The organism is Pseudomonas oryzihabitans, from assembly GCF_001518815.1.
GTDB classification, from domain to species: domain Bacteria; phylum Pseudomonadota; class Gammaproteobacteria; order Pseudomonadales; family Pseudomonadaceae; genus Chryseomonas; species Chryseomonas oryzihabitans_E.
On record NZ_CP013987.1, the window covers coordinates 4692671 to 4713411 of the forward strand.

Annotated in this window: 19 protein-coding genes; 9 read left to right on the top strand and 10 right to left on the bottom strand. The window is 68.2% G+C overall.

The window, feature by feature from the left end; all coding sequences use genetic code 11:
• From arnA to arnB, 3 genes are read right to left on the bottom strand one after another with little or no spacing between them, the layout of a single operon-like run.
• On the bottom strand, positions 1-1980 hold the full coding sequence (gene arnA / locus APT59_RS21350; RefSeq protein WP_059316673.1) for a bifunctional UDP-4-amino-4-deoxy-L-arabinose formyltransferase/UDP-glucuronic acid oxidase ArnA: 1980 nt from the start codon (positions 1978-1980) through the stop codon (positions 1-3).
• Between the two features lie 14 nt (positions 1981-1994).
• Positions 1995-2984, bottom strand: a complete 990-nt coding sequence (gene arnC, locus APT59_RS21355; RefSeq protein WP_059316674.1) for an undecaprenyl-phosphate 4-deoxy-4-formamido-L-arabinose transferase — start codon at positions 2982-2984, stop codon at positions 1995-1997.
• On the bottom strand, positions 2981-4129 hold the full coding sequence (arnB, locus tag APT59_RS21360; RefSeq protein WP_156429012.1) for a UDP-4-amino-4-deoxy-L-arabinose aminotransferase: 1149 nt from the start codon (positions 4127-4129) through the stop codon (positions 2981-2983). Before arnB ends, arnC begins: the two co-directional genes overlap by 4 nt.
• Before the next feature lie 243 nt (positions 4130-4372).
• Here arnB and APT59_RS21365 point away from each other — a divergent pair, with 243 nt between their 5' ends.
• The 5 genes from APT59_RS21365 (at position 4373) to APT59_RS21385 (ending at position 8707) form a co-directional block, all read left to right on the top strand.
• On the top strand, positions 4373-4702 hold the full coding sequence (locus APT59_RS21365; RefSeq protein ID WP_237140551.1) for a hypothetical protein: 330 nt from the start codon (positions 4373-4375) through the stop codon (positions 4700-4702).
• On the top strand, positions 4699-4989 hold the full coding sequence (gene zapA, locus APT59_RS21370; protein WP_059316677.1) for a cell division protein ZapA: 291 nt from the start codon (positions 4699-4701) through the stop codon (positions 4987-4989). The genes APT59_RS21365 and zapA overlap by 4 nt, the downstream gene beginning before the upstream one ends.
• Before the next feature lie 998 nt (positions 4990-5987).
• Positions 5988-6545: a chorismate mutase gene (locus tag APT59_RS21375; RefSeq protein ID WP_059316678.1), complete on the top strand. Its 558-nt coding sequence runs from the start codon at positions 5988-5990 to the stop codon at positions 6543-6545.
• 93 nt (positions 6546-6638) lie between these two features.
• Positions 6639-7316, top strand: coding sequence for a response regulator transcription factor (locus APT59_RS21380; RefSeq protein ID WP_059316679.1), 678 nt, complete (start codon positions 6639-6641; stop codon positions 7314-7316).
• Entirely contained in the window at positions 7313-8707 is a 1395-nt protein-coding gene (locus APT59_RS21385) for a sensor histidine kinase (protein WP_059316680.1), read from the top strand. The genes APT59_RS21380 and APT59_RS21385 overlap by 4 nt, the downstream gene beginning before the upstream one ends.
• A gap of 274 nt (positions 8708-8981) precedes the next feature.
• On the opposite strand, the gene APT59_RS21390 is transcribed toward APT59_RS21385, so the two are convergent.
• Genes APT59_RS21390 through APT59_RS21405 form a run of 4 tightly spaced genes read right to left on the bottom strand, consistent with a single transcriptional unit; the run spans position 8982 to position 13482 of the window.
• Positions 8982-10214 carry a thiolase family protein gene (locus APT59_RS21390; RefSeq protein WP_082696402.1) on the bottom strand — a complete coding sequence of 411 codons (1233 nt, stop codon included), beginning with the start codon at positions 10212-10214 and terminating at the stop codon, positions 8982-8984.
• Between the two features lie 23 nt (positions 10215-10237).
• Entirely contained in the window at positions 10238-10786 is a 549-nt protein-coding gene (locus APT59_RS21395) for a DUF3237 domain-containing protein (RefSeq protein ID WP_059316682.1), read from the bottom strand.
• Positions 10779-12011, bottom strand: a complete 1233-nt coding sequence (gene mhpT / locus APT59_RS21400) for a 3-(3-hydroxy-phenyl)propionate transporter MhpT (protein WP_082696403.1) — start codon at positions 12009-12011, stop codon at positions 10779-10781. Before mhpT ends, APT59_RS21395 begins: the two co-directional genes overlap by 8 nt.
• A 10-nt stretch (positions 12012-12021) precedes the next feature.
• Positions 12022-13482, bottom strand: coding sequence for an alginate export family protein (locus tag APT59_RS21405; protein WP_082696404.1), 1461 nt, complete (start codon positions 13480-13482; stop codon positions 12022-12024).
• A gap of 391 nt (positions 13483-13873) precedes the next feature.
• Here APT59_RS21405 and APT59_RS21410 point away from each other — a divergent pair, with 391 nt between their 5' ends.
• The gene (locus tag APT59_RS21410; RefSeq protein WP_017639258.1) at positions 13874-14206 is read left to right on the top strand and encodes an I78 family peptidase inhibitor; all 333 of its coding nucleotides are present in this window, start codon (positions 13874-13876) and stop codon (positions 14204-14206) included.
• 52 nt (positions 14207-14258) lie between these two features.
• On the opposite strand, the gene APT59_RS21415 is transcribed toward APT59_RS21410, so the two are convergent.
• Positions 14259-14906 (bottom strand): HAD-IA family hydrolase, encoded by a 648-nt coding sequence (locus tag APT59_RS21415; RefSeq protein WP_059316684.1) that lies wholly within the window; start codon positions 14904-14906, stop codon positions 14259-14261.
• A 97-nt stretch (positions 14907-15003) separates the two neighbouring features.
• Between APT59_RS21415 and APT59_RS21420 the strand changes: the two genes are divergently transcribed.
• Positions 15004-15900 carry an alpha/beta hydrolase gene (locus tag APT59_RS21420; RefSeq protein ID WP_059316685.1) on the top strand — a complete coding sequence of 299 codons (897 nt, stop codon included), beginning with the start codon at positions 15004-15006 and terminating at the stop codon, positions 15898-15900.
• Here the strand turns inward: APT59_RS21420 and APT59_RS21425 are convergent.
• Positions 15897-16385, bottom strand: coding sequence for a GNAT family N-acetyltransferase (locus tag APT59_RS21425; RefSeq protein WP_059316686.1), 489 nt, complete (start codon positions 16383-16385; stop codon positions 15897-15899). The genes APT59_RS21420 and APT59_RS21425 overlap by 4 nt on opposite strands.
• 37 nt (positions 16386-16422) lie before the next feature.
• Positions 16423-17013: a TetR/AcrR family transcriptional regulator gene (locus APT59_RS21430; RefSeq protein WP_059316687.1), complete on the bottom strand. Its 591-nt coding sequence runs from the start codon at positions 17011-17013 to the stop codon at positions 16423-16425.
• Between the two features lie 76 nt (positions 17014-17089).
• Between APT59_RS21430 and APT59_RS21435 the strand changes: the two genes are divergently transcribed.
• Together APT59_RS21435 and mgtA are read left to right on the top strand one after the other, a co-directional pair.
• Positions 17090-17725, top strand: coding sequence for a glutathione S-transferase family protein (locus APT59_RS21435; protein ID WP_059316688.1), 636 nt, complete (start codon positions 17090-17092; stop codon positions 17723-17725).
• A 217-nt stretch (positions 17726-17942) separates the two neighbouring features.
• Positions 17943-20636, top strand: a complete 2694-nt coding sequence (gene mgtA, locus APT59_RS21440) for a magnesium-translocating P-type ATPase (RefSeq protein WP_059316689.1) — start codon at positions 17943-17945, stop codon at positions 20634-20636.
• Positions 20637-20741: the final 105 nt, after the last annotated feature.

A 20741-nucleotide genomic window follows, 5' to 3' on the forward strand; every position in this document is an offset into this window, starting at 1 on the left:
TCAGGCCTCCCGCTGCGCCATGGCTTCGCGCAGGAAGAAGTCCAGCGTCTTGCCGACGGTGGCGGCCATGGCGGTGCTCGGCTGCCAGTCGATCAGGCGGCGGGCGTTCTCCACGCTGGGCTTGCGGTGGGCCACGTCCTGGTAACCGTCGCCATAGAAGCTCTTGCTCTCCACCTCGCGGAAGCCGGCGAAGGGCGGGAACTCGTGGCGCAGCGGATGGGCCTCGAACTGGGCCAGCAGCTCCTCGGCCAGCTCGCGAATGCTCGCTTCGTTGTCCGGGTTGCCGATGTTGATGATCTGGCCGTCACAGCGACCGCCCTGGTTCTCGATGATGCGGAACAGCGCCTCGATGCCGTCGTCGACGTCGGTGAAGCAGCGCTTCTGGGCGCCGCCGTCCACCAGCTTGATCGGGGTGCCTTCCACCAGGTTGAGGATCAGTTGGGTGATGGCTCGGGAGCTGCCGATGCGCGCCGAGTCCAGGCGATCCAGGCGCGGGCCCATCCAGTTGAACGGGCGGAACAGGGTGAATTTCAGGCCCTTGGCGCCATAGGCCCAGATGACCCGGTCGAGCAGCTGCTTAGAGACCGAGTAGATCCAGCGCTGCTTGTTGATCGGGCCGACCACCAGGTTGGAGCGGTCTTCGTCGAAGCGCTCGTCCTGGCACATGCCGTACACCTCGGAGGTGGACGGGAAGATCACGCGCTTTCCGTACTTCACGCAGTGGCGAACGATCTTGAGGTTTTCCTCGAAGTCCAGTTCGAACACGCGCAGCGGATTGCGGGTGTATTCGATGGGGGTGGCGATGGCCACCAGCGGCAGCACCACGTCGCACTTCTTGATGTGGTATTCCAGCCACTCGGTGTGGATGGAGATGTCGCCTTCCACATAGTGGAAATTCGGATCGACCTTGAGCCGCTCGATGGCGTCGGAGCCGATGTCCAGGCCATAGACCTCATACTCGCCGTCGGCCAGCAGGCGCTCGGAGAGGTGGTTGCCGATGAAACCGTTGACGCCCAGGATCAGCACCCGGGTACGGCGCTTGGCGCGGCGATCCTGGCGGTGCAGGCGGGCACCGGCCACCAGGCCGGCTTCGCGGGCCAGTTGCGGACCGGACAGATAGAGGCCGTTGTCGCCCAGCTGGCCGGCCTGGATTTCCAGGACGCCCTCGCCACAGGCGATGCGCAGGGGCTCCAGGCTCAGTACGCTGCCGGGGGCCTGGCCATGGGCTTCCTGGCGCGCCAGCGCGCTCCAGACGATCAGCTTGCGATCACCGATCCAGCCGAAGGCGCCCGGATAGGGTTGGGTCACGGCGCGCACCAGGTTGTTCAGCTCCACGGCCGGACGGCTCCACTCCAGCTCGCCATCGGCGGCGCTGCGGCGGCCATAGGTCGTGGCCTGGCTCTCGTCCTGCTCGCGCTCGGTCAGGCGGCCTTCGGCCAGGGCCGGCAGGGCGTCGCGCAAGAGCGTCTGGCTGGCTTCGCGCAGCTTGGCGTGCAGGGTCAGGGCGGTGTCGTCGGCGGCGATGGCGACGCGCTGCTGGGCGACGATGGCGCCGGCGTCGGCGCGCTGGACCATGCGGTGCAGGGTCACGCCGGTCTCGGTCTCGCCGTTGACCAGCACCCAGTTGGCCGGGGCGCGACCGCGATAGCGCGGCAGCAGCGAGCCGTGCAGGTTGTAGGCGCCGCGCGTGGCGCAGGCCAGGACGTCGTTGGACAGCAGGTTGCGGTAGTAGAAGGAGAAGATGAAATCCGGCTCCAGGGCGCGGATGCGCTCGACCCAGATCGGGTGGTTGACGTCTTCCGGGGCATGCACCGGGATACCGTGGCGGGCGCAGAGCTGGGCCACCGAACCAAAGAAGCGGTTCTCGCTCGGGTCATCCGGGTGGGTGAAGACGGCGGCGATGGGATAGCCGGCCTGGATCAGCGCGGCGAGGCCGGCGCAGCCGATGTCGTGGTAGGCGAAGACGATGGCGGTTTTCATCAGGGGCTTTCCTGTTACTGGACCTGGCGCAGCGGCGCCGGCGAAGGAGAAAGGGTGGCGGCGCGGATCACTTGTTCCACGTGGAACCGGGGCCGGGCACGGACGTCGTGGTACACCCGGCCGAGGTACTCGCCAAGCAGACCGAGGCCGACGAACTGGGCGCCGGTAAAGATGAACAGCACGGCGAACAGCGAGAACACGCCATCGGCCGCCCACTCGGCGCCGTGGGTGACGCGCAGGACCAGCAGCAGTGCGGCGAATAGGAAGCCGAAGACGGCCAGGCCGCCGCCGAACAGGCTGAGCATGCGCAGCGGGGTGGTGGTCATGCAGGTCAGCAGGTCGAACATCAGGTTGATCAGCTTGAGGAAGCCGTACTTGGAATCCCCGTGTTCGCGCTCGGCGTGGCCCACCTCGATCTCGGTGGTGTGGCGGGCGAAACTGTTGGCCAGGATCGGGATGAAGGTGCTGCGCTCGTGGCAGGCCAGCATCGACTGCACCACCTGGCGGCGGTAGGCGCGCAGCATGCAGCCGTAGTCGCGCATGGCGACGCCGGTAGAGCGCTGCACGGCGCGATTGATCAGCCGCGACGGCAGGGTGCGCAGGTAGGAATCCTGGCGCTGCTGGCGCACGGTGCCGACCACGTCGTAGCCCTGGGCGGCGGTGTGCACCAGGCGCGGGATCTCTTCCGGCGGGTTCTGCAGATCGGCGTCCAGGGTGATGATCAGATCGCCCCTGGCCTGCTCGAAGCCGGCGAGGATCGCCGAGTGCTGGCCGTAGTTGCGATTGAGCAGCACCGCCACGACGGGACTGTCCGGCTCGCTGGCGGCCTGCTGCAGCAGTTCGGCGCTGCGGTCGCGGCTGCCGTCGTCGACCAGGATGATCTCCACCTGGCAATCCAGCAGGCGGCAGGCGGCGCGGGTGCGGCGCAGCAGTTCCGGCAGGCTGGCTTCTTCGTTGTAGACGGGAATCACCACGGATACCCGGTCGATGGCATAGGGCTTCATGCGCCTTTCTCCAGCAGGTCTTCGATGGCGCCAACCACGCGGTCGACGTCGGCGAGGGTCATGTCGGGAAACAGCGGGATGGAGCACAGCCGTGCCGAATTCCATTCGCTGTTGGGCAGCGCCAGCGCCGGCCAGCGCTCGCGGTACCAGGGGTGCAGGTGGGTGGCGGTGAAATGGATGCCGGTGCCGATGCCGCGCGCCTTGAGGCCGGCCATGAAGGCTTCGCGCTCCAGCCCGCAACGCTCGGGGCAGATGCGCAGGATGTAGAGGTGCCAGGCGTGGGTCTGGGCGTAGTCGGGCAGCGCCAGAGGGGCGACCGGCAGATGCGCCAGGCGCTGGGTGTAGGCCTGGGCCAGCAGCCGCCGGCGGCTGTTGATGTCGCCCAGGCGATCCAGCTGCACCAGGGCCAGGGCGGCGTGGATGTCCGAGAGGTTGTACTTGAAGCCGGGCTCCTGCACCTGAGCCTGGGGCTTGCGGCCCAGGGCGTGGCGGTCGAAGGCATCCACCGCCAGGCCATGGAATTTCAGCCGACGCACGCGCTCGGCCAGGGTGGCGTCGTCGGTCACCAGCATGCCGCCTTCGGCGCAGGTCAGATTCTTGATGGCGTGAAAGCTGAAGATGGCGGTGCCGCGCTGGCCGATGGACTCGCCCTGGTAGCGGGTGCCAGCGGCGTGGGCGGCGTCTTCGATCAGCGCCACGCCATGCTCGCGGGCCAGGGCGCGCAGCGGGGTCAGGTCGCAGCTGGCACCGGCGTAATGCACCGGCACGATGGCCTTGGTGCGCGGGGTGATGGCGGCGGCCACCTGCTCGGCAGAGACCATCAGGGTGTCGCGGTCGACGTCGACGAACACCGGGGTGGCGCCGATCAGGGTGATCATGTTGGCGGTAGAAACCCAGGTCAGCGAGGGGGTGATCACCTCGTCGCCCGGGCCGATGTCCAGCGCCAGCAGGGTCACGTGCATGGCGGCGGTGGCCGAGCACAGGGCCACGGCATGGGCGGCGCCCACGGAATCGGCGAAACGCTCTTCCAGCAGGTTGGCCTGGGGGCCGGTGGTGATCCAGCCCGAGGTCAGCACCTTGCTCACCGCGGCCACTTCCTCGGCGCCGATGCTGGGACGGGAGAACGGCAGGAATGGCTCGTCCAGCAAACGCGAGGCGGGGCTCTGGGACAGATCGGTCATGGCGGCTCATCCGAAGCGAGGGGCGCCGGAACAGGACAGCCGACGCGATGAGCCCAGGCTAAGGCGCCTTGCCTTACGGCCCCCTTAGCGCAACCTGACAACTGCCTGACAGCCCGTCAGTTGCCTGGCCACCCCCGTGAACCCCTTGGCAAAACAAGGGCTTAGCCCGTGATGAATGGGGTGCCGGTGGTCGGCGAGAGGCCTAGAATGCACACCCTGCCCCCACCGGCAGCCCTGAACCTGACACGAGAGACGACCGCGCCCATGCTGGACAAGACCCTGAGCGAACTGGAAACCGCGATCCGCGACCTGCTGCAACGCAACCAGCGCCTGACCGCCCGCACCCACGAGCTGGAGCAGGCCCTGCAAGCCGCGCGCGAGGAAAACGACACCCTGCAACTGAGTCTGATGGAGCAGGAAGAACACGGCGCCAGCACCCGTCAGCGAGTGGAAGGCCTGCTGGCCCTGCTGTCGGCTCAGTCGGTCGAGCACCAGGCCGCGGCCGAGGTCGAGCAGCGCCACGTGGCCGTCGAGTGAAGACCGCCAACGCGGGCGCCGACGACGAGGTGGAGGTGCTCGGTCGCCGCTACCGCTTCAAGGTGGCCGAAGGTGACCGCGCCGCCCTGCAACAGGCCGCCGCCCGCCTGCGCGACGAACTGGTCGCCATCCAGGGCGACCGCCGCCGCGGCGATGCCATCGAACTGCTGGTGCTGGCCGCCTTGCGCCTGAGCCTGGACACCGCCGCCGATGCCGGCGCCCTGAACGCCCTCGACGCCCGCCTTCAGGCCCTGACCGCCGAGGTACGGGCGGCGCAGGAGGCTTAAGGCCTCTCCCCTCCCCTGATACGCTGATCCGCTCTCTCCTGAGGTGAGGGAAGGACGCCAGTCGCAGCCACGCCTTATGCTCGAATCCGCCTTGTTGGGCTTCGACGTTAGCGCCGTCTCAACCCAAGCTACGAGGAGTTCGTAGGTTGGGTTGAGCGCAGCGAAGCCCAACACTGGTGAGCACCTATGCTCAGGCACCCGCCCGGAAAACGCTGCGCGGTTTTCCACCCTACGCCTCCCTCACCTCCCACGCCGATCCGCTCCCTCTCCTGGGGTAAGGGAAGGACGCCAGTCGCGGTCACGCCCTGTGCTCAAATCCGCTTTGTTGGGCTTCGACGATAGCGCCGTCTCAACCCAACCTACGAGGAGTTCGTAGGTGGGGTTGAGCGTAGCGAAGCCCAACACTGGTGAGCACCTATGCGCAGGCACCCGCGTGTAAAACGCTGCGCGGTTTTCCACCCTACGCCTCCTCACCTCCCACGCCGATCCGCTCCCTCTCCTGGGGTGAGGGAAAGACACCGGTCGCGGCCACGCCCTGTGCTCGAATCCGCCTTGTTGGGCTTCGACGATAGCGCCGTCTCAACCCAACCTACGAGGAGTTCGTAGGTTGGGTTGAGCGCAGCGAAGCCCAACACTGGTGAGCACCTATGCACGGGCGCCCGCGCGGAAAACGCTGCGCGGTTTTCCACCCTACGCCTCCCTCACCTCCCACGCCGATCCGCTCCCTCTCCCGCCGGGAGAGGGCTGGGGTGAGGGAAGCCCGGTCGCGTTCCAGAACACCCGCCAGGTGGAGATGCGTAGGTGACGGCACTCGCGCACCTGAGCCTGATACGCACGCTACCTACCTCGGTTGGGAGCTGGAGGCTATCCAGGGTACTCCGCGCCGCACGAGCTGCTCTAGAATGCAGGTTTCAGGCCCACCCATCCTGGGTGACGAAACCACACCTTCACGTGCCCCCTGTAAATTTCACTCCCCGCGCCTGTTCCTGGAGATCGCCATGCGTCATCTACGTGTGCTCAGCCTGTCCTTGCTCTCTCTCGCCCTGAGTGGCCCATTGCACGCTGCGGCCAACCCCCTGCCGACGTTGATCGATGCCGTCAGCCAACGCCTGGCGATAGCCGACCAGGTCGCCCGCAGCAAGCTCGATACGGGCAAACCCGTGCTCGACGAGACTCGCGAGCAGCAGGTACTGCAGTCGGTGCAACGCGCGGCAGCCGCCCGGGGAGTTCCGACCGCCACGGCCCGGACCTTCTTCAGCATCCAGATGGAAGCCAACAAGCTGATCCAATACGGCCTGCTGGATGCCTGGCGGCGCCAGCACCATATTCCGCCGCCAGACAAACCGGACCTGAGCAAACTTCGCAGCCGCCTGGACGAGCTGCAGGGACGCCTGCTCGACGGCCTGGCCGCCACCGCGCCCCTGCGCCAGGACAAGGACTGCCAGGCCAAGGTCGATCAGGCGTTGACCCGCTACCAGCTCCAGCACTGGCAGGACAGCCTGCATCGCCTGGCCCAGGTGCGCGCCCTGGGCGACTTCTGCAACCTACCGGACTGAACGCGCCAGCGGGCAGCGGCGCGGTCTGCGACAGACCTCGGCGGCGGACGCTACACTCTGCGGCAGACCGTACTCACCGCTTGAGGAATGCCCATGCACATCCTGCTCGTCGAAGACGACGCCACCCTGGCCGACGGCATCCGCCGGGTCCTGGAAGGGCATGGCATGCAGGTCGATCTGCTGCGTAACGGCGCCGAGGCCGATGCCTGGCTGCGCACTACCCGCTTCGCCGTGGTGGTGCTGGACATCGGCCTGCCTGGCGGCCTGGACGGCTTCGAGGTGGTGCGGCGGCTGCGCCAGCGGGGCAGTGACCAGCCGGTGCTGCTGCTCACCGCCCGCGACGCCATCGACGACCGGGTGCACGGCTTCGAGGTGGGCGCCGACGACTATCTGGTCAAGCCCTTCGCCGTGCCCGAACTGGTGGCACGTATCAAGGCGCTGGTCCGCCGCGCCGGTGGCCAGAACAGCGCCGACCTCACCCTTGGCGCCCTGCGCCTGGACACCGCTGCTCACCAGACACGCGTCGGCGACACGCCGCTGGATCTCTCGGCACGCGAGTGGGCCGTACTCGAACACCTGCTGCGCCAGGCCGGCAAGGTGGTCTCCAAGCAGCAGATCATCGACGCCCTGGCGCCCTGGGGTAGCGAGGACCTGACCCACAACGCCGTGGAGGTCTATGTCTCGCGTCTGCGCTTGAAGCTGGCCGACTCGGGCGTCGGCATCCGCACCGTGCGCGGCTTCGGCTATCGCCTGGAGGAAGCCGCGCCATGACCGCCACCGCGCCCAGCCTGCGTCGGCGGCTGCTCAAGTGGCTGGTGCTGCCCGTACTGCTGGTCAACCTCGGCGGCGCAGTGGTCAGCTACCAGTTCGCCCGCAAGCCGGCGTTCAGCGCCCTGGACGGCGATCTCACCGACGCGGCGATCCTGCTGGTCGAGCAGCTGGAAATGGACGGCAATGGCCGCCTGTGGCTGCCGGCGGAGGCCGACTACCTGCTGCGGCACAACAGCCACGATCATGTCTGGCTGGCGGTGAGGAGCCTGGACGGTCAGCTGCTGTTCGGCGACGCCGCCATGCCGGTCCAGGAGATCACCGACGAGATGCGCGACGGCCACACCACCGCCCTGCGCACCCACATCAATGACCGCTCGGTGTTCATGGTCGGCCGGCTAGGCAACGTGGCGGGGCAGCCGGTGGTGGCCAGCGTGGCCCAGACCCTGAGTCGCCACACCGCCGCCCTGCAGCGCATGGTGCTGACCCTGGTGGCGGTGCAGATCCTGGTCGCCCTGCTGATCGCCGCCCAGCTGCTGTGGGCGGTACGTCGCGGCCTGAAGCCGCTGGAACGGCTGGAGCGCCAGCTCGACAGCCGCCACTACGATGACCTTGCCCCGCTGCGCGAAGAAGGGGCACCCCGCGAGCTGGGCACCTTCGTCACCGCGCTCAACGGTCTGCTGCTGCGCATCCGCGAGGGCGCGCGCAACCAGCGCGCCTTTCTCGACGACATGGCCCATCAGCTGCGCACCCCGCTGGCCGGCATCAGCACCCTGACCCAGTGGCTGCGCCAGCGGCACGCCGGCGATGCCGAGAGCGCCGCGGCCCTGGCGCAACTCCAGGCTGCCACCGAGCGCATGACCCGCCAGACCAACCAGTTGCTGACCCTGGCCCGCGCCGCCACCGCGCGCCTGGAGAGTCCGCCGCGCGAACCCCTGCGGCTGGACGAACTCATCGGCGAAGCCATGCCCAGCCAGCTGTCCCAGGCCGATTGCCACGGCATCGACCTGGGCTATGAACTGGAGCCGCAGACGGTACTGGGCAACGTCTTCCAGCTGCGCGACCTGCTCGACAACCTGGTGGACAACGCCCTGAGATATACCCCGCAGGGCGGTCAGGTCACGGTTCGGCTGCACGGTCAGGCCGGGGCGACGGTGCTGGAAGTGGAAGACGACGGCCCGGGCATCCCCGAGGCGGAACGCGAACGCATCTTCGAGCGCTTCTATCGCCTCGACCGCGGCATCCACGGCACGGGTCTGGGGCTGGCCATCGTCCGCGACATCGCCACCGCCCACGACGCCGGCATCGAACTGGCGACCGCGACCGGCGGCCAGGGTCTGCGGGTGGCCATCCATTTCCCGCCCCTGGCCTTGCCGCCAGCGGAGGCTTCGTAGGTTGGGTTGAAAGCTACCCTCTCCCCAACCCTCTCCCCAACACATCTGAGCCTATGCCCTCACCCCAACCCTCTCCCCGAGGGAGAGGGGGCTGTCCGGCACATCCTGCACCTTCGTAGGTTGGGCTGAGCGCAGCGAAGCCCAACACGCCGGAGCCTATCCCTCACCCCAGCCCTCTCCCCGCGGGAGAGGAGGCAATCCGGCACACCCTGCACCTCCGTAGGTTGGGCTGAGCCCCGCGAAGCTCAACACGCCCCGGCCAACCCCCTGCACCTCAAAGCCCCCGCCACCCCGGATTCTCCAGCAGCACCGCCATACCTTGCCCACCACCAATGCACACCGCCGCAATGCCATACCTGAGCCCCTCGGTACGCAGCTGGCGCGCCAGGGTGATGGCCAGACGCAGACCGGTGGCGGCCAGCGGATGGCCGAGGGCGATGGCGCCGCCGTGGACATTGAGATGCGCCGGATCCAGCTCCAAGGCGCGCTGTACCGCCAGCAGCTGGGCGCCCTGGGCTTCGTTGATCTCCAAGCGGTCGATGGCGTCCAGCGTCAGGCCGGCACGGTCGAGCAGGCCCTGGATGGCTGGCACCGGACCGCTGCCCATGAGGTCCGGCGGCACTCCGACCACGCAGCTACCCCGGACCCAGGCCAGTGCCCGTTCCGGTGCGGCGACCGCACCGCGCGTCAGCAGCACGGCGGCAGCGCCATCGGCCACCGCGCAGCTGTTGCCGGCGGTCTGGACCCCGCCCGTATGCACCGGCGTCAGCCGTGCCAGGGCTTCCCGCGAGGTTTCCCGTGGATGGCTGTCATGCTCGACCACCGCGCAGCCCCGCGGCAGGCGCAACTCCCGCGGCGCCAGGCCCTCGGCCTCGAAGCGCGCCGCCGCCACTGGCACGATCTCTTCCGCGAACCAGCCCTGACGTTGGGCGGCCAGAGCCCGCTCGAAACTGCGCAGGGCCCAGGCATCGACGTCTTCCCGCGTGACGCCATGGCGCTGCGCCAGCCGCTCGGCGGTGGCGATCATGTCCATCCCCGCCGCCGGGTCCTTGAGCGCCTCCCAGAGAAAGTCGTGGAATTCCACCGGCGCACCGAGGCGAAAGCCGCTGCGGTGGGTATAGGCGGCGATGGGATTGCGAGTCATGGACTCGGCCGCCACGCACAGCACCTGGCTGGCCTGGCCGCTCTGCAACTGATCGCCGGCCTGGCGCAGGAGTTCGAGGCCGGTGCCGCAGACCCGCTGCACCTGCAGCGCCGGCACCGCCTCGGGTACCCCGGCATAGAGGCCGATGTGGCGTGGCAGCAGATAGGCATCGAAGCTGGCCTGGGCCACCGACCCGGCCAGCACGGAATCCACCGCCCCAGCGTCGTGACCGCGCGCCAGCAGTGCGCGGGCCACGGCGATGCCCAGGTCGGTGGGCGATACCTGCCCCAGGGCGCCATTCAGATCGGTCCAGGGCGTGCGCACGCCATCCAGCAGCAGGACATCGTCGTAGAGCGCACTCATTCCGGTAGCCATCGGGTACTCCTCTATTGCAGCAGATAGGCGTCGTAGACCACCGCCTTGCCCAGGCGCATGGCGCTGCCCACGCCCAGGGCGCGGTTGAGCCAGGCATAGGCCGGGGCGGCGGTCTCGAAGGTCAGGGTGACGCGAAAGAAATAGCGCCGCGGGTCCACTGGTTTGCCTGCCGCCACCTCGCGCATCACCTCCGGCGGGCCATAGCGATAACCCTTGGTCTGCAGATAGATCAGGGCGCCGTCGTCGGTCTGGAGCAGATAGCGGGTGTCGATGATGGCCAGGCCATCGGCGGTCACCACCTGCCAGTCGGCGCCATCGTTGAGGATCCGTCCGTGCAGGCGCTGGCCGTCGAAGCGGCCACCGGTAATGGGGATGATGCGCCGCTTGCCCAGGTCGCTGGTCTGGCCCAGCTCCCACACCGGGGCGTCGAGGGCTACTTCGAAGCGCGCCAGGGGTTCGAGCTGCAGCGGCGGCGGCGTGGCGGTGGCCGGATCGCCGTCCGCCGTGGCCGCGCGGGCCAGGCCGGTCAGCAGCAGCATGACCAGCAGCAGGCTACGCATGACCGGGAGCCTCCACGCGGGCGGTAGCGGCCGGCGCCGGTGCCCGGCGTTGCAGCAGGGCCAGCACCGCGCCCGCCGCCACCAGTACCGCCGGGGTGGTGGCCACCACCAGGGTCGCCGCACCGCCGCCGACGGCCAACACCTGGCCGGCCAGCAAGGGGCCGGCCATGGCGCCCAGGCGCCCCACCGCCACCGCCGCACCGGTCCCGGTGGCCCGTACCGCCGCCGGATAGAGTTGCGGTGCCAGGGCATAGAGCACCAGTTGGCCGCCGACCACGAACAACCCGGCGGCGAAGCCGGCCAGGGCCACCAGCGGATAGTCCTTCGCCAGGCCCAGTCCGGCCAGGCCCAGCAGGATGCCCAGGTAGATGGCCAGCACCGTCAGGCGTGGCCGCCAGCGATCCATGAGCAGGCCGAACAGCACCGAGCCGATGCCGCCGCCCAGGTTGAAGAGAATCTGCACCCCCACCGCCTGGCCGCGGCTGAAGCCCTGGCCCACCAGCAGCGAGGGCAACCAGTTGAGCAGCATGTACATCACCGTGAGGGTGAAGAAGTAGCCCAGCCACAGCAGCAGGGTGGTCGACAGCGGCACCGCTCCCAGCCAGGCTCCGCGCCTGCTGCCTGCCTGAGCCGCTTCGTGGCCGCGGAGAAAACCGGCGGTCTCCGCCAGGTAACGTCCAAGCAGGGGCGCCACCAGCAGCGGCGCCAGACCGCCGACATAGAACACCGTCTGCCAGCGGCCGACATCCAGCAGCCCCACCACCGCCGCCAGGGCACCGCCCAGGGGCACGCCGCAGTACATCAGGCTGACCGCCGTGGCGCGGGCACGCTCGTCCACCGACTCGGCGGACAGGGCGATCAGGTTGGGCAGGGCACCGCCCAGGCCGATGCCGGTGAGCAGCCGCGCCAGCAAGAGGCTTTCCAGACTCCAGACATGGGCGGTGGCCACCGAAAAGACACCAAAGATCAGCACGCAGGCGATCAGCACCTTCTTGCGGCCGATACGGTCGGCACACCAGCCGCCAATGAAGGCGCCAGGCAGGAGGCCAAGGATGCTGGCGCTGAACACCAGGCCCATCTGCCCTGGCTGGAAGCCGAAGGTCTTGGCCATGGCCGGGGCGGCGATGCCCATGGCCTGGAGGTCCATGCCCTCCAGCAGGGCGACGATGAAGCACAGCATGAGGGTCAGGCGGGCCCCGGAGGGGGCGTTGGCGAACAGACGCATGGCGGATTCCTCAGAAACGGAAGGTGGTGGCGGCCGACAGGTAGCTCGTACTGTCGCCATCGGCCTGGCGGATCGCAGCGCCGGCCTGGAAGTAGCTGTATTCCAGGTCCAGGGTCAGGTAGGGCAAGGGGCGCCAGCGCAGGTTGTTGCGCCAGAGGTTGCCGGTCTTGCGCGCGCTGCTGGCGGCGGAGCCCGGCACCGTCACCATGCCCGGCAGATAGACGCCGTCGTTGGTGTTCTGCCGCCAGACGGCGAACAGCCCGCTCTCCAGCTGCAGCGTGGGTTGGGGCGCAAGGGTCAACAGCGGACCGACCAGGTAGAGGTTGGCCAAGGTGGTGAGGCCGGAGTTGCCGTAGACGCCGTTCTTCGGATACAGCGGATCGAAGGTACCGGCCCGGTCATCGCCGGGCCGGTCGTCACCGCTGGCGGCATCCAGGCGCATGGCCAGGCGCGGCTTCCAGGCGCCGGCAAGTCGGTAGCCGGTCTCGCTGCTCACCGCCCAGGCGCGGATCTGGGCACCATCGAGATGCCCTCCCTGCCCCATCAGATCCCAGCTCCAATCCCAGCCGTCGGCCTTGCCGAACAGCCGCACGCCGCCGGTGTAGCGCTGCTCCGCGCCGCTCAGGCCGTTCAGGCTGCGCTGATCCTTCTCCTGGCCGAAGCCATAGACGTCCAGCTGCAGCGATCCTGCCAGCGGCAGGGTGCCGTAGAGGCCATAGAACTTGACCGCGTTGTCGGAGCCGTCGTCGAAACTGTCCTCGCCGGTCACCACCGGCCGCAGGGCGAAGGCATCCAGGCGATAGCCGCCTGGCTGGTTCCAGGACAGGCGTAGGCCGTCGAAATTGATGCGGATGTTGGGGCCGTCGCGGTAGGTGACCAGGACCTGCTCGCCATAGCCCAGCTCCTGGCGGCCGATCCGGGTCATCAGTTTGCCGCCGGCCAGCGGCGTGTTGAGGTCGATGAAGGCCTGGTGCAGCTCGGTGCGACTCTGGTCGAAGGGGCCATAGATCGCCTTGTTCCAGGTCCGGGTGTTCTCCAGCTGGACGAAGGTACGCACCGCATCGTCGAACAGGTGCAGGTCGGCGTGCAGCTGCAGACGCTGCTGGATGTAGTGGTCGGTGTTCACCCCGCGCCGACCAAAGACCGGATCACGAAAGGTATCGAAGCGATAGCGCGCCTCGCCACCGGTCTGCAGCCAGGCCGACTCACTCAGGCGCTGGTAGCGCAGGCCATCGAAGGGATCGGTGCGCTTGGCGGGATCGTCGAGGAAGCGGTAGTCCTCGATCCAGCGCGGCGGACCGGGCGGTAGCGGCCGTTCCACCTCCAATCTGTTGAGCGGCTTTGGCGGTTGCTCCAGATTGAGCGAGGGTGCGGCGGCAATGCCTTGGCTGAAAAGCAAAGAAGCGAGAGAGGCAAATGCAAGGCACGAGCGGGCCCGTGCGCAGGCCTGGGGCGAGCGCGATGTCGACATGGTGTGAGTCCTGACGAAGGAAGCGGAAGCGCCTTGGGGCGCGAGGATCAGGGCCTAGCGGGCGCGGATCGGCTGATCGTCAGGAGGGAAAGCGGCGGGATAGCGAGCTGACATGGCGGGTGTTCCTTTCTTGTTGTTGTCATCACCGTAAGAGGCCGTATGGCCCTGGTTCGATGATGGTCGATGCCAAAAATGGATCAAGCCGTGCCACCCGAATTTGGCCGATTACCGAACGTTATATTTGTTAACTTTATCCCTGGGAGATGACTGGTCACCTGCGCCTATCAACGTCGCCTGACTCGCGATTTGTAACAATGCCCACCCCAGAGGGGTCCATGCAGAGGCCCGTACGGGTTAAGGTTCCTTCCCCCACGATCGAAAAGGCGAACTCATGAGCTCCAAGTCCCCTCTCCTGCTGGCCAGTGCCGCCCTCTTCACCCTGCTGGCCGGTTGCAGCTCGCATGAAACCCAGGACAGCCCGGCGGCCTCCTCGACCACGAGCGGCGCCGTCAGCAGCAGTGGCCGTTGCAACTCCGATGCGGTCCAGGACCTGGTTGGCAAGGCCCTCTCCCCGGCCCTGGCCGAGGAAGGCCGTCAGCGCGCCGGTGCCCAGGTCGTCCGCGTGGTCCGTCCGCAGGACCCCATGACCATGGACTTCAATTCCCAGCGCCTGACCATCACCACCAGCGCCAGTCTGGTAGTGCAGACCGCCACCTGCGGCTGATCCCCGCGCCCCTCGACCTGCCGGCCCAGGCCGCGCAGGTCGGCACACTCCACTAGAGGCCGAAACCCTGGCGCAGGGCTGCCACGCTGTGGAAGTGAAAGGCCGGGCGCTGGCGCTCCAGTTCTTCCCGGCTGCCGAAGCCATAGCCCAGGGCCACCGCCGCCACGCCGTTTTCACGTGCGGCGATCAGGTCGTGCTCGCGATCGCCCAGCATCAGGCAACTTTCCGGCGCCAGCCCTTCGGTTTCCAGCACGAAACGCAGCAGCTCGGTCTTGTCGGCGCGGGTGCCATCCAACTCGCTGCCATGCAGGGCGGTGAAGAACTCCGTCAGGGCGAAGTGCCTGAGGATCTCCACGGCGAACACCCGCGGCTTGGCCGTCACCAGATAGAGTCGCCGCCCGGCCGCCTGCAGATCGGCCAGCACGTCGCGGATGCCCGCGTAGACCTCGTTCTCATAGAGGCCGGTGGCGCGGAAATACACCCGATACGCCTCTACCGCGCGCCAGGCCCGCGCCTGGTCGAAGCCGTAGTGGGTCATGAAGCTCTGCAGCAGCGGCGGGCCAATAAAGACCTCCAGCCTGCGCAGATCGGGCTCCTCGATCCCCTCGGCGCGCAGCGCCACCTGGATCGCCCGCGTGATGCCCAGGCGCGAATCGGTCAGGGTGCCATCGAGATCGAACAGCAGATGGGGGTGATGCATGGGGTGTCCTGGCAACGGGAAATCCTGGCCAGTATGGCGAGCGGGAACAGAGATCGGTAGGCTCGACCGCTCTACTGGAAATGAGTCTTGTTCGCTGATGTCGCTTTCGCCACGTTTCGCCCGTCAGAGCGCCTGGCTGGCCCTGCCGCTGCTGCTCGCCCTCGCCGCTCCCGGCCAGGCCCGCCCCATTGATCAGCCCATGGACGCCCAGGTGCTCCAGCAACCGGGCCACGGCTATGCCTTCAGCGAGCTCAAGCTGGATTCCGTCGATGGCGCCCGCCACTACCAGGTATGGATCGCCCGACCCGCCACTCCGGCACCGGCTGCCGGCTATCCGGTGCTCTATCTGCTCGACGGCAACGCTGCCCTAGGCGGCCTGAACGCCGAGTTGCTCGACACCCTGGCCAAGCGGCCTAATCCGCCCGTGCTGGTCGCGGTGGGTTACACGGGCGGTAAGCGCATCGACGGCCCCGGACGGGCCTACGATTACACGCCGTCAGCGCCTACCAGCGAACGCTTTCGCGAGATGGCCACTGGCGGCGCCGACGTCTTTCTCGCCTGGCTGCTGGAGCGCCTGGAGCCGGCAGTTGGCCGTCAGGTGCCGTTGGATCCCGGCCAGCGCGCGCTCTGGGGTCACTCCCTGGGCGGGCTGTTCGTCCTCCACGCCCTGCTCACCCGGCCGGACGCCTTCGCCCAGGGCTACGCCGTGAGCCCCTCGCTGTGGTGGAGCCCTACCGTGCTGCCCCAGAGTGACGAGCAGCTCAAGGAGCGCTTCAGGGCACACCCGGCCCACCTGGTGCTGCTGCAGGGCGGCGCCGAACGCGAGCTGCCCGCGCATTTCCAGAGCGAGGTCCCCGCCGACGCCACCCGGCGCCTGGCCGATCGCCTCGACCAGATCCCTGGCATCCAGGTGCGCTACGAGGTCCTTGAAGGCCTTGGCCACGGACCCATGCTGCCGGCCTCGCTGAAAGCCGTGCTGAGCGAGTGGCGCTAGTCCGCCAGCCAGCGATACATAACCAGGCAATCCACCAGCCCCAGGCTGGCATGGCGATAGGCCCTGGGCAGGGTGCCGACGATCTCGAAGCCATGCTTTTGCCAGAGCCGCACCGCTACCTGATTGCTGGCCACCACCGAGTTGAATTGCATGGCCTGGAAGCCGAGTTCGCGGCCCACCTGCAAGGAGTGCTCGCAAAGGGCGCCGGCCACGCCCTGGCCGCGGGCGGCGGGGGCGACCATGTAACCGCAGTTGCAGACATGATCGCCCGGGCCCATGGCATTGGCCTTGAGGTAGTAGCTGCCGAGAATCTGGCCATCGCGTTCGGCGACGAAGGTTGCCCGGGGCAATTCCACCCAGAGCCGCCAGGCGTCGTCGCGGCTCATGTCCGGATCGTAGGCGTAGGTTTCCCGGGCCTGGGCAACCTGCTGGATCAGCGGCCAGACCTGGTCGAAATCGGCGGCTTCGAGGGGACGAATCTGCATGGGTGACTCCGGCGGACAAGAGAGGCGCCAGTGTCGCCTAGCCGGCCGCCGCTGCCAAATCCTCGCCCGCGTCCAATAGCCCCTGACCGCCCTGGCGACAGGCCGCCAGCAATTCCTCGGCGAGCCCCTCGTCATCCAGCGCCCGCGCCAGGGCCACGCCGCCGATCAGGGTGGTGGCCAGTTGCAGCGCCTGGGTACGCCGTTGCGCCGGCGGCCCTGGTAGATCCTGTTCCAGACGGGCGACGAAGCGCGCGAAGAAACGGGTATAGCTGCTACGGATGGCGGCCTCCCGATGGGTGACGTCGGCCGCCAGAAAGGCCAGGGGACAGCGTAGCGACTCGCCCTCGGCGTGCGCGCGACTCAGGTAATGCTCGACCAGCTGGCCAAGGCCCTCGCCACCCAGGCTGTCGAGCCGGGCGCTGCCTACCTGGGCGGCATGGGCGATAGCCTGGTCATAGAGCTCGGTCTTGGTGCGGAAGTGGTGGTAGAAGGCACCTCGGGTGAGACCGGCGTCGGTCATCAGTTCGTCGAGCCCGACGGCGTCGAAGCCCTTCAGCGCGAACAGGCGGGCGGCGCTGTCGAGGATGCGCTGGCGGGTCTGCGCGCGCTGATCAAGGGGCCAGGCCATGAAAACTCCAGATTATGTTCTTGAACATAAGGTCCCCTTTGCCAGCATCAGGCCTTCTTTGCAAGGAGCCTGATCCATGACGCCCTATCTCTTCGGTCCCGCCTTCAGCACCCTGGTACGCAGCGTACGCCTTCATGCCCTGGAAGGAGGCCTTGAACTACCCTGCGGCCTGGCCCCCGGTAGTCAGGCCGTCGCCTGGCGCAGCGAGGCCCATCTGGCACTGCATCCCTTCGGCCAGGTCCCCGTACTGCTGCATGGCGAGCAGCGGGTCTTCGAGACCCTCGCCATCTGCCGGTATCTCGACCGTCAGCTGCTACCGCCCCGTGAGGCGGTCGACGACCCGGAGCAGGACGCCTGGGCCAGTGCCCTGCTGACCACCGTGGACACCCGCCTGATCCGCCACTATCTGCTGCGCGTGGCCGGCCCTCGTCCTCGTCCCTACCAGACGCCGGAAGAACAGCAGCGGGCCGTGGCCGAGGTCGACGCGACCCTGGCGGTGCTCGATCGCCAGCTGGGTGACAGGGGCTTTCTCTGCGGTTCCCGCTTCGGCCTGAACGATGCCCTGCTGGCACCGATGCTGGACTACCTGGAGCGCCTGCCGGAGCCGCGCTGGCTGGCTACCTGGCCGCGCCTGGACGCCTACCTCGCCCGCCTGCGCGCGCGGCCATCCGGCCAGGCGATCCTGGTGGCAACCGACTTCGCCCTGCGTTAAGCCAGTCTTAACCCACCTCTGGTGCAATCGCCCCGCGCCACCGGCCTGCCCGGTGCGCACCCCCTTTCCAGACGGAGGCCACCGCGCCTGATGAACCCCGACCCTAGTCCGTTACTCAGCGCCAGGTAGCCCCGTACGGCCGCCTGGCTTGCCAGGCGGCCGCGACTCTCGCGTGCCGCAGCCCGCTTATCGTGGCCCCGGCCACGGGGAGTTCGCCATGTTCAAAACCCTGACCCAACCCCTGCTGGAGTTCTTCAGCCAGCGCCTCGACCACCGCCTGTTCCGCCGCCCCGTCCTCTGGCAACACCTGCCCACGGGCCACGGCCGCAGCGAACCCCAGGCCGACTTCAGCCGCCGCCTGCACGAGGCCGCCAGCCTCGCCGAAGGCGACCTGTTGCGCCGCCATCGCAGCAGCCCCCTGGGCCTGTCCGCGGCCGAGGCCGCCGAGCGCCGCGGCAGCGACGGCTACAACGAGGTCGAGCAGGACCAGAAGCTCAGCGCCTGGCGTCACCTCTGGCTGAGCTATCGCAATCCCTTCAACCTGCTGCTGACCCTGCTGGCCATCGTCTCGGCGCTTACCGACGACCTGCCCGGCGCCACCGTGATCGGCACCATGGTGCTGGTGTCCACGGTGCTGCGTTTCGTCCAGGAATCGCGCTCCAACCGCGCCGCCGAGCGGCTCAAGGCGCTGGTCAGCACCACCGCCACGGTACTGCGGCCGGAGGCCGGCAATCCCTTCGGCGTCGAGGTACCGATCCGCGAACTGGTGCCGGGCGACGTGGTGCGCCTGGCCGCCGGCGACATGATCCCGGCAGACCTGCGCCTGCTCAGCGCCCGCGACCTCTTCGTCGGCCAGGCCGCCCTCACCGGCGAATCCCTGCCGGTGGAAAAGCGCGCCCTCACCCTGACCGCCGCCGGCAGCGCGCTGGAGCTGGACAACCTCTGCTTCATGGGCACCAACGTGGTCAGCGGCGCTGCCACCGCCGTGGTCATCGGCACCGGTGTCGGTACCTATTTCGGTAGCCTGGCCGAGCGGGTGACCCGCGTCACCGAGGAACCCAACGCCTTCCAGCAGGGGGTCAACAAGGTCAGCTGGCTGCTGATCCGCTTCATGCTGGTGATGGCCCCGCTGGTGCTGCTGATCAACGGCCTGACCAAGGGTGACTGGCTGGAAGCGGCACTGTTCGCCCTCTCGGTGGCGGTCGGCCTGACCCCCGAGATGCTGCCGATGATCGTCACCTCCACCCTGGCCAAGGGTGCGGTGGTGCTGGCCCGGCAGAAGGTGGTGGTCAAGCGCCTGGACGCCATCCAGAACTTCGGTGCCATGCAGGTGCTGTGCACCGACAAGACCGGCACCCTGACCCAGGACCGCATCGTCCTGGAACGCCATACCGATGCCCGCGGCCGGCCCAGCGATGCCGTGCTGGAGTACGCCTATCTCAACAGCCACTACCAGACCGGGCTGAAGAACCTGCTCGACGTGGCGGTGCTGCAGCACGCTGAACTGCGTGGCCTGAGCCTGGCCTATCGCAAGGTGGACGAACTGCCCTTCGACTTCGAGCGCCGGCGCATGTCGGTGGTGGTGGCCGACGGTCAGCGCCATCTGCTGGTGTGCAAGGGCGCCCTGGAGGAGATGCTCGCCGCCTGCACCCGGGTCCGCGAAGACGGCGTCGACCTGCCACTCACCGCCGAGCGCCTGGCGCACATCCGCACGCTCACCGCCGAACTCAATGACGAAGGCCTGCGCGTGGTGGCCGTGGGAATTCGCGAACTGCCCGGCGCCAGCCTCGACTACAGCGTCGCCGACGAGCGCGATCTGGTGTTGATCGGCTACATCGCCTTTCTCGATCCGCCCAAGGAGACCGCGGTGGCCGCCCTGCGCGCCCTCGCCGCCCAGGGCGTCGCGGTCAAGGTGCTCACCGGCGACAACGAGCGCGTGACCCGGCGTGTCTGCCAAGAGGTCGGCCTGGAGGTGGACGGCCTGCTCACCGGCGCCGAGATCGAGACGCTGGACGACCGCGCCCTCACCGCGCGGCTGGCCACCACCACGGTCTTCGCCCGCCTCACCCCGGCGCACAAGGAGCGCCTGGTCCGGCTGCTGCGTGACCAGGGCCTGGTGGTGGGCTTTCTCGGCGACGGCATCAACGACGCCCCGGCGCTGCGTGCGGCCGACATCGGCATCTCGGTGGATTCGGCGGTGGACATCGCCAAGGAAGCCGCCGACATCATCCTGCTGGAGAAGAGCCTGCTGGTGCTGGAAGAAGGCGTGCTGCAAGGCCGCAAGACCTTCGCCAACATGCTCAAGTACATCAAGATGACCGCCAGCTCCAACTTCGGCAACGTCTTCAGCGTGCTGGCGGCGAGTGCCTTCCTGCCCTTTCTGCCGATGCTGCCGCTGCACCTGCTGGTGCAGAACCTGCTGTACGACCTGTCGCAGACCGCCATTCCCTTCGACCACGTCGATGACGACCTGCTGACCCGCCCGCAGCGCTGGAAGGTGGAGGACATCGGCCGCTTCATGCTGTTCTTCGGCCCGCTGAGCTCCATCTTCGACATCCTGACCTTTTTGGTCATGTGGCACGTCTTCGGCGCCAACACCCCAGCCCACGAGACGCTGTTCCAGACCGGCTGGTTCGTCGAAGGCCTGTTGTCCCAGACCCTGGTGGTGCACCTGATCCGCACCCGCCGCCTGCCCTTCGTGCAGAGCCGCGCCGCGGCCCCGCTGCTGATCATGACCGGCGTCATCGTCGCCATCGGCCTGCTGCTGCCTTTCTCGCCGCTGGCCGGCTACTTCCGCCTGCAGCCGTTACCGCTGGGCTACTTCCCCTGCCTGGTGCTCCTGCTGGCAGGCTACGCCCTGGTGGTCCAGGGCATGAAGGGCTGGTTCATCCGGCGCTACGGCTGGCAGTAGGGGACGCGGCCAAGGCTCCCACCCGCGCCCTCTCCTGCGGGGAGAGAGCTGGGCAAGGGGCGCCCACCACCCCGGCGCGCGACCTGCTAGCCTTGAGGCACCCTT

Coding starts and splice junctions, on each gene's coding strand:
- APT59_RS21375 (WP_059316678.1), top strand. CDS start 5,988: ATGCGTCATCTACGTGTGCTCAGCCTGTCCTTGCTCTCTCTCGCCCTG.
- arnA (WP_059316673.1), bottom strand. CDS start 1,980: ATGAAAACCGCCATCGTCTTCGCCTACCACGACATCGGCTGCGCCGGC.
- mhpT (WP_082696403.1), bottom strand. CDS start 12,011: ATGCGTCTGTTCGCCAACGCCCCCTCCGGGGCCCGCCTGACCCTCATG.
- APT59_RS21415 (WP_059316684.1), bottom strand. CDS start 14,906: ATGCATCACCCCCATCTGCTGTTCGATCTCGATGGCACCCTGACCGAT.
- APT59_RS21390 (WP_082696402.1), bottom strand. CDS start 10,214: ATGAGTGCGCTCTACGACGATGTCCTGCTGCTGGATGGCGTGCGCACG.
- arnC (WP_059316674.1), bottom strand. CDS start 2,984: ATGAAGCCCTATGCCATCGACCGGGTATCCGTGGTGATTCCCGTCTAC.
- APT59_RS21395 (WP_059316682.1), bottom strand. CDS start 10,786: ATGCGTAGCCTGCTGCTGGTCATGCTGCTGCTGACCGGCCTGGCCCGC.
- APT59_RS21435 (WP_059316688.1), top strand. CDS start 17,090: ATGACGCCCTATCTCTTCGGTCCCGCCTTCAGCACCCTGGTACGCAGC.
- APT59_RS21430 (WP_059316687.1), bottom strand. CDS start 17,013: ATGGCCTGGCCCCTTGATCAGCGCGCGCAGACCCGCCAGCGCATCCTC.
- APT59_RS21405 (WP_082696404.1), bottom strand. CDS start 13,482: ATGTCGACATCGCGCTCGCCCCAGGCCTGCGCACGGGCCCGCTCGTGC.
- APT59_RS21425 (WP_059316686.1), bottom strand. CDS start 16,385: ATGCAGATTCGTCCCCTCGAAGCCGCCGATTTCGACCAGGTCTGGCCG.
- APT59_RS21385 (WP_059316680.1), top strand. CDS start 7,313: ATGACCGCCACCGCGCCCAGCCTGCGTCGGCGGCTGCTCAAGTGGCTG.
- APT59_RS21380 (WP_059316679.1), top strand. CDS start 6,639: ATGCACATCCTGCTCGTCGAAGACGACGCCACCCTGGCCGACGGCATC.
- APT59_RS21410 (WP_017639258.1), top strand. CDS start 13,874: ATGAGCTCCAAGTCCCCTCTCCTGCTGGCCAGTGCCGCCCTCTTCACC.
- mgtA (WP_059316689.1), top strand. CDS start 17,943: ATGTTCAAAACCCTGACCCAACCCCTGCTGGAGTTCTTCAGCCAGCGC.
- APT59_RS21420 (WP_059316685.1), top strand. CDS start 15,004: ATGTCGCTTTCGCCACGTTTCGCCCGTCAGAGCGCCTGGCTGGCCCTG.
- APT59_RS21365 (WP_237140551.1), top strand. CDS start 4,373: ATGCACACCCTGCCCCCACCGGCAGCCCTGAACCTGACACGAGAGACG.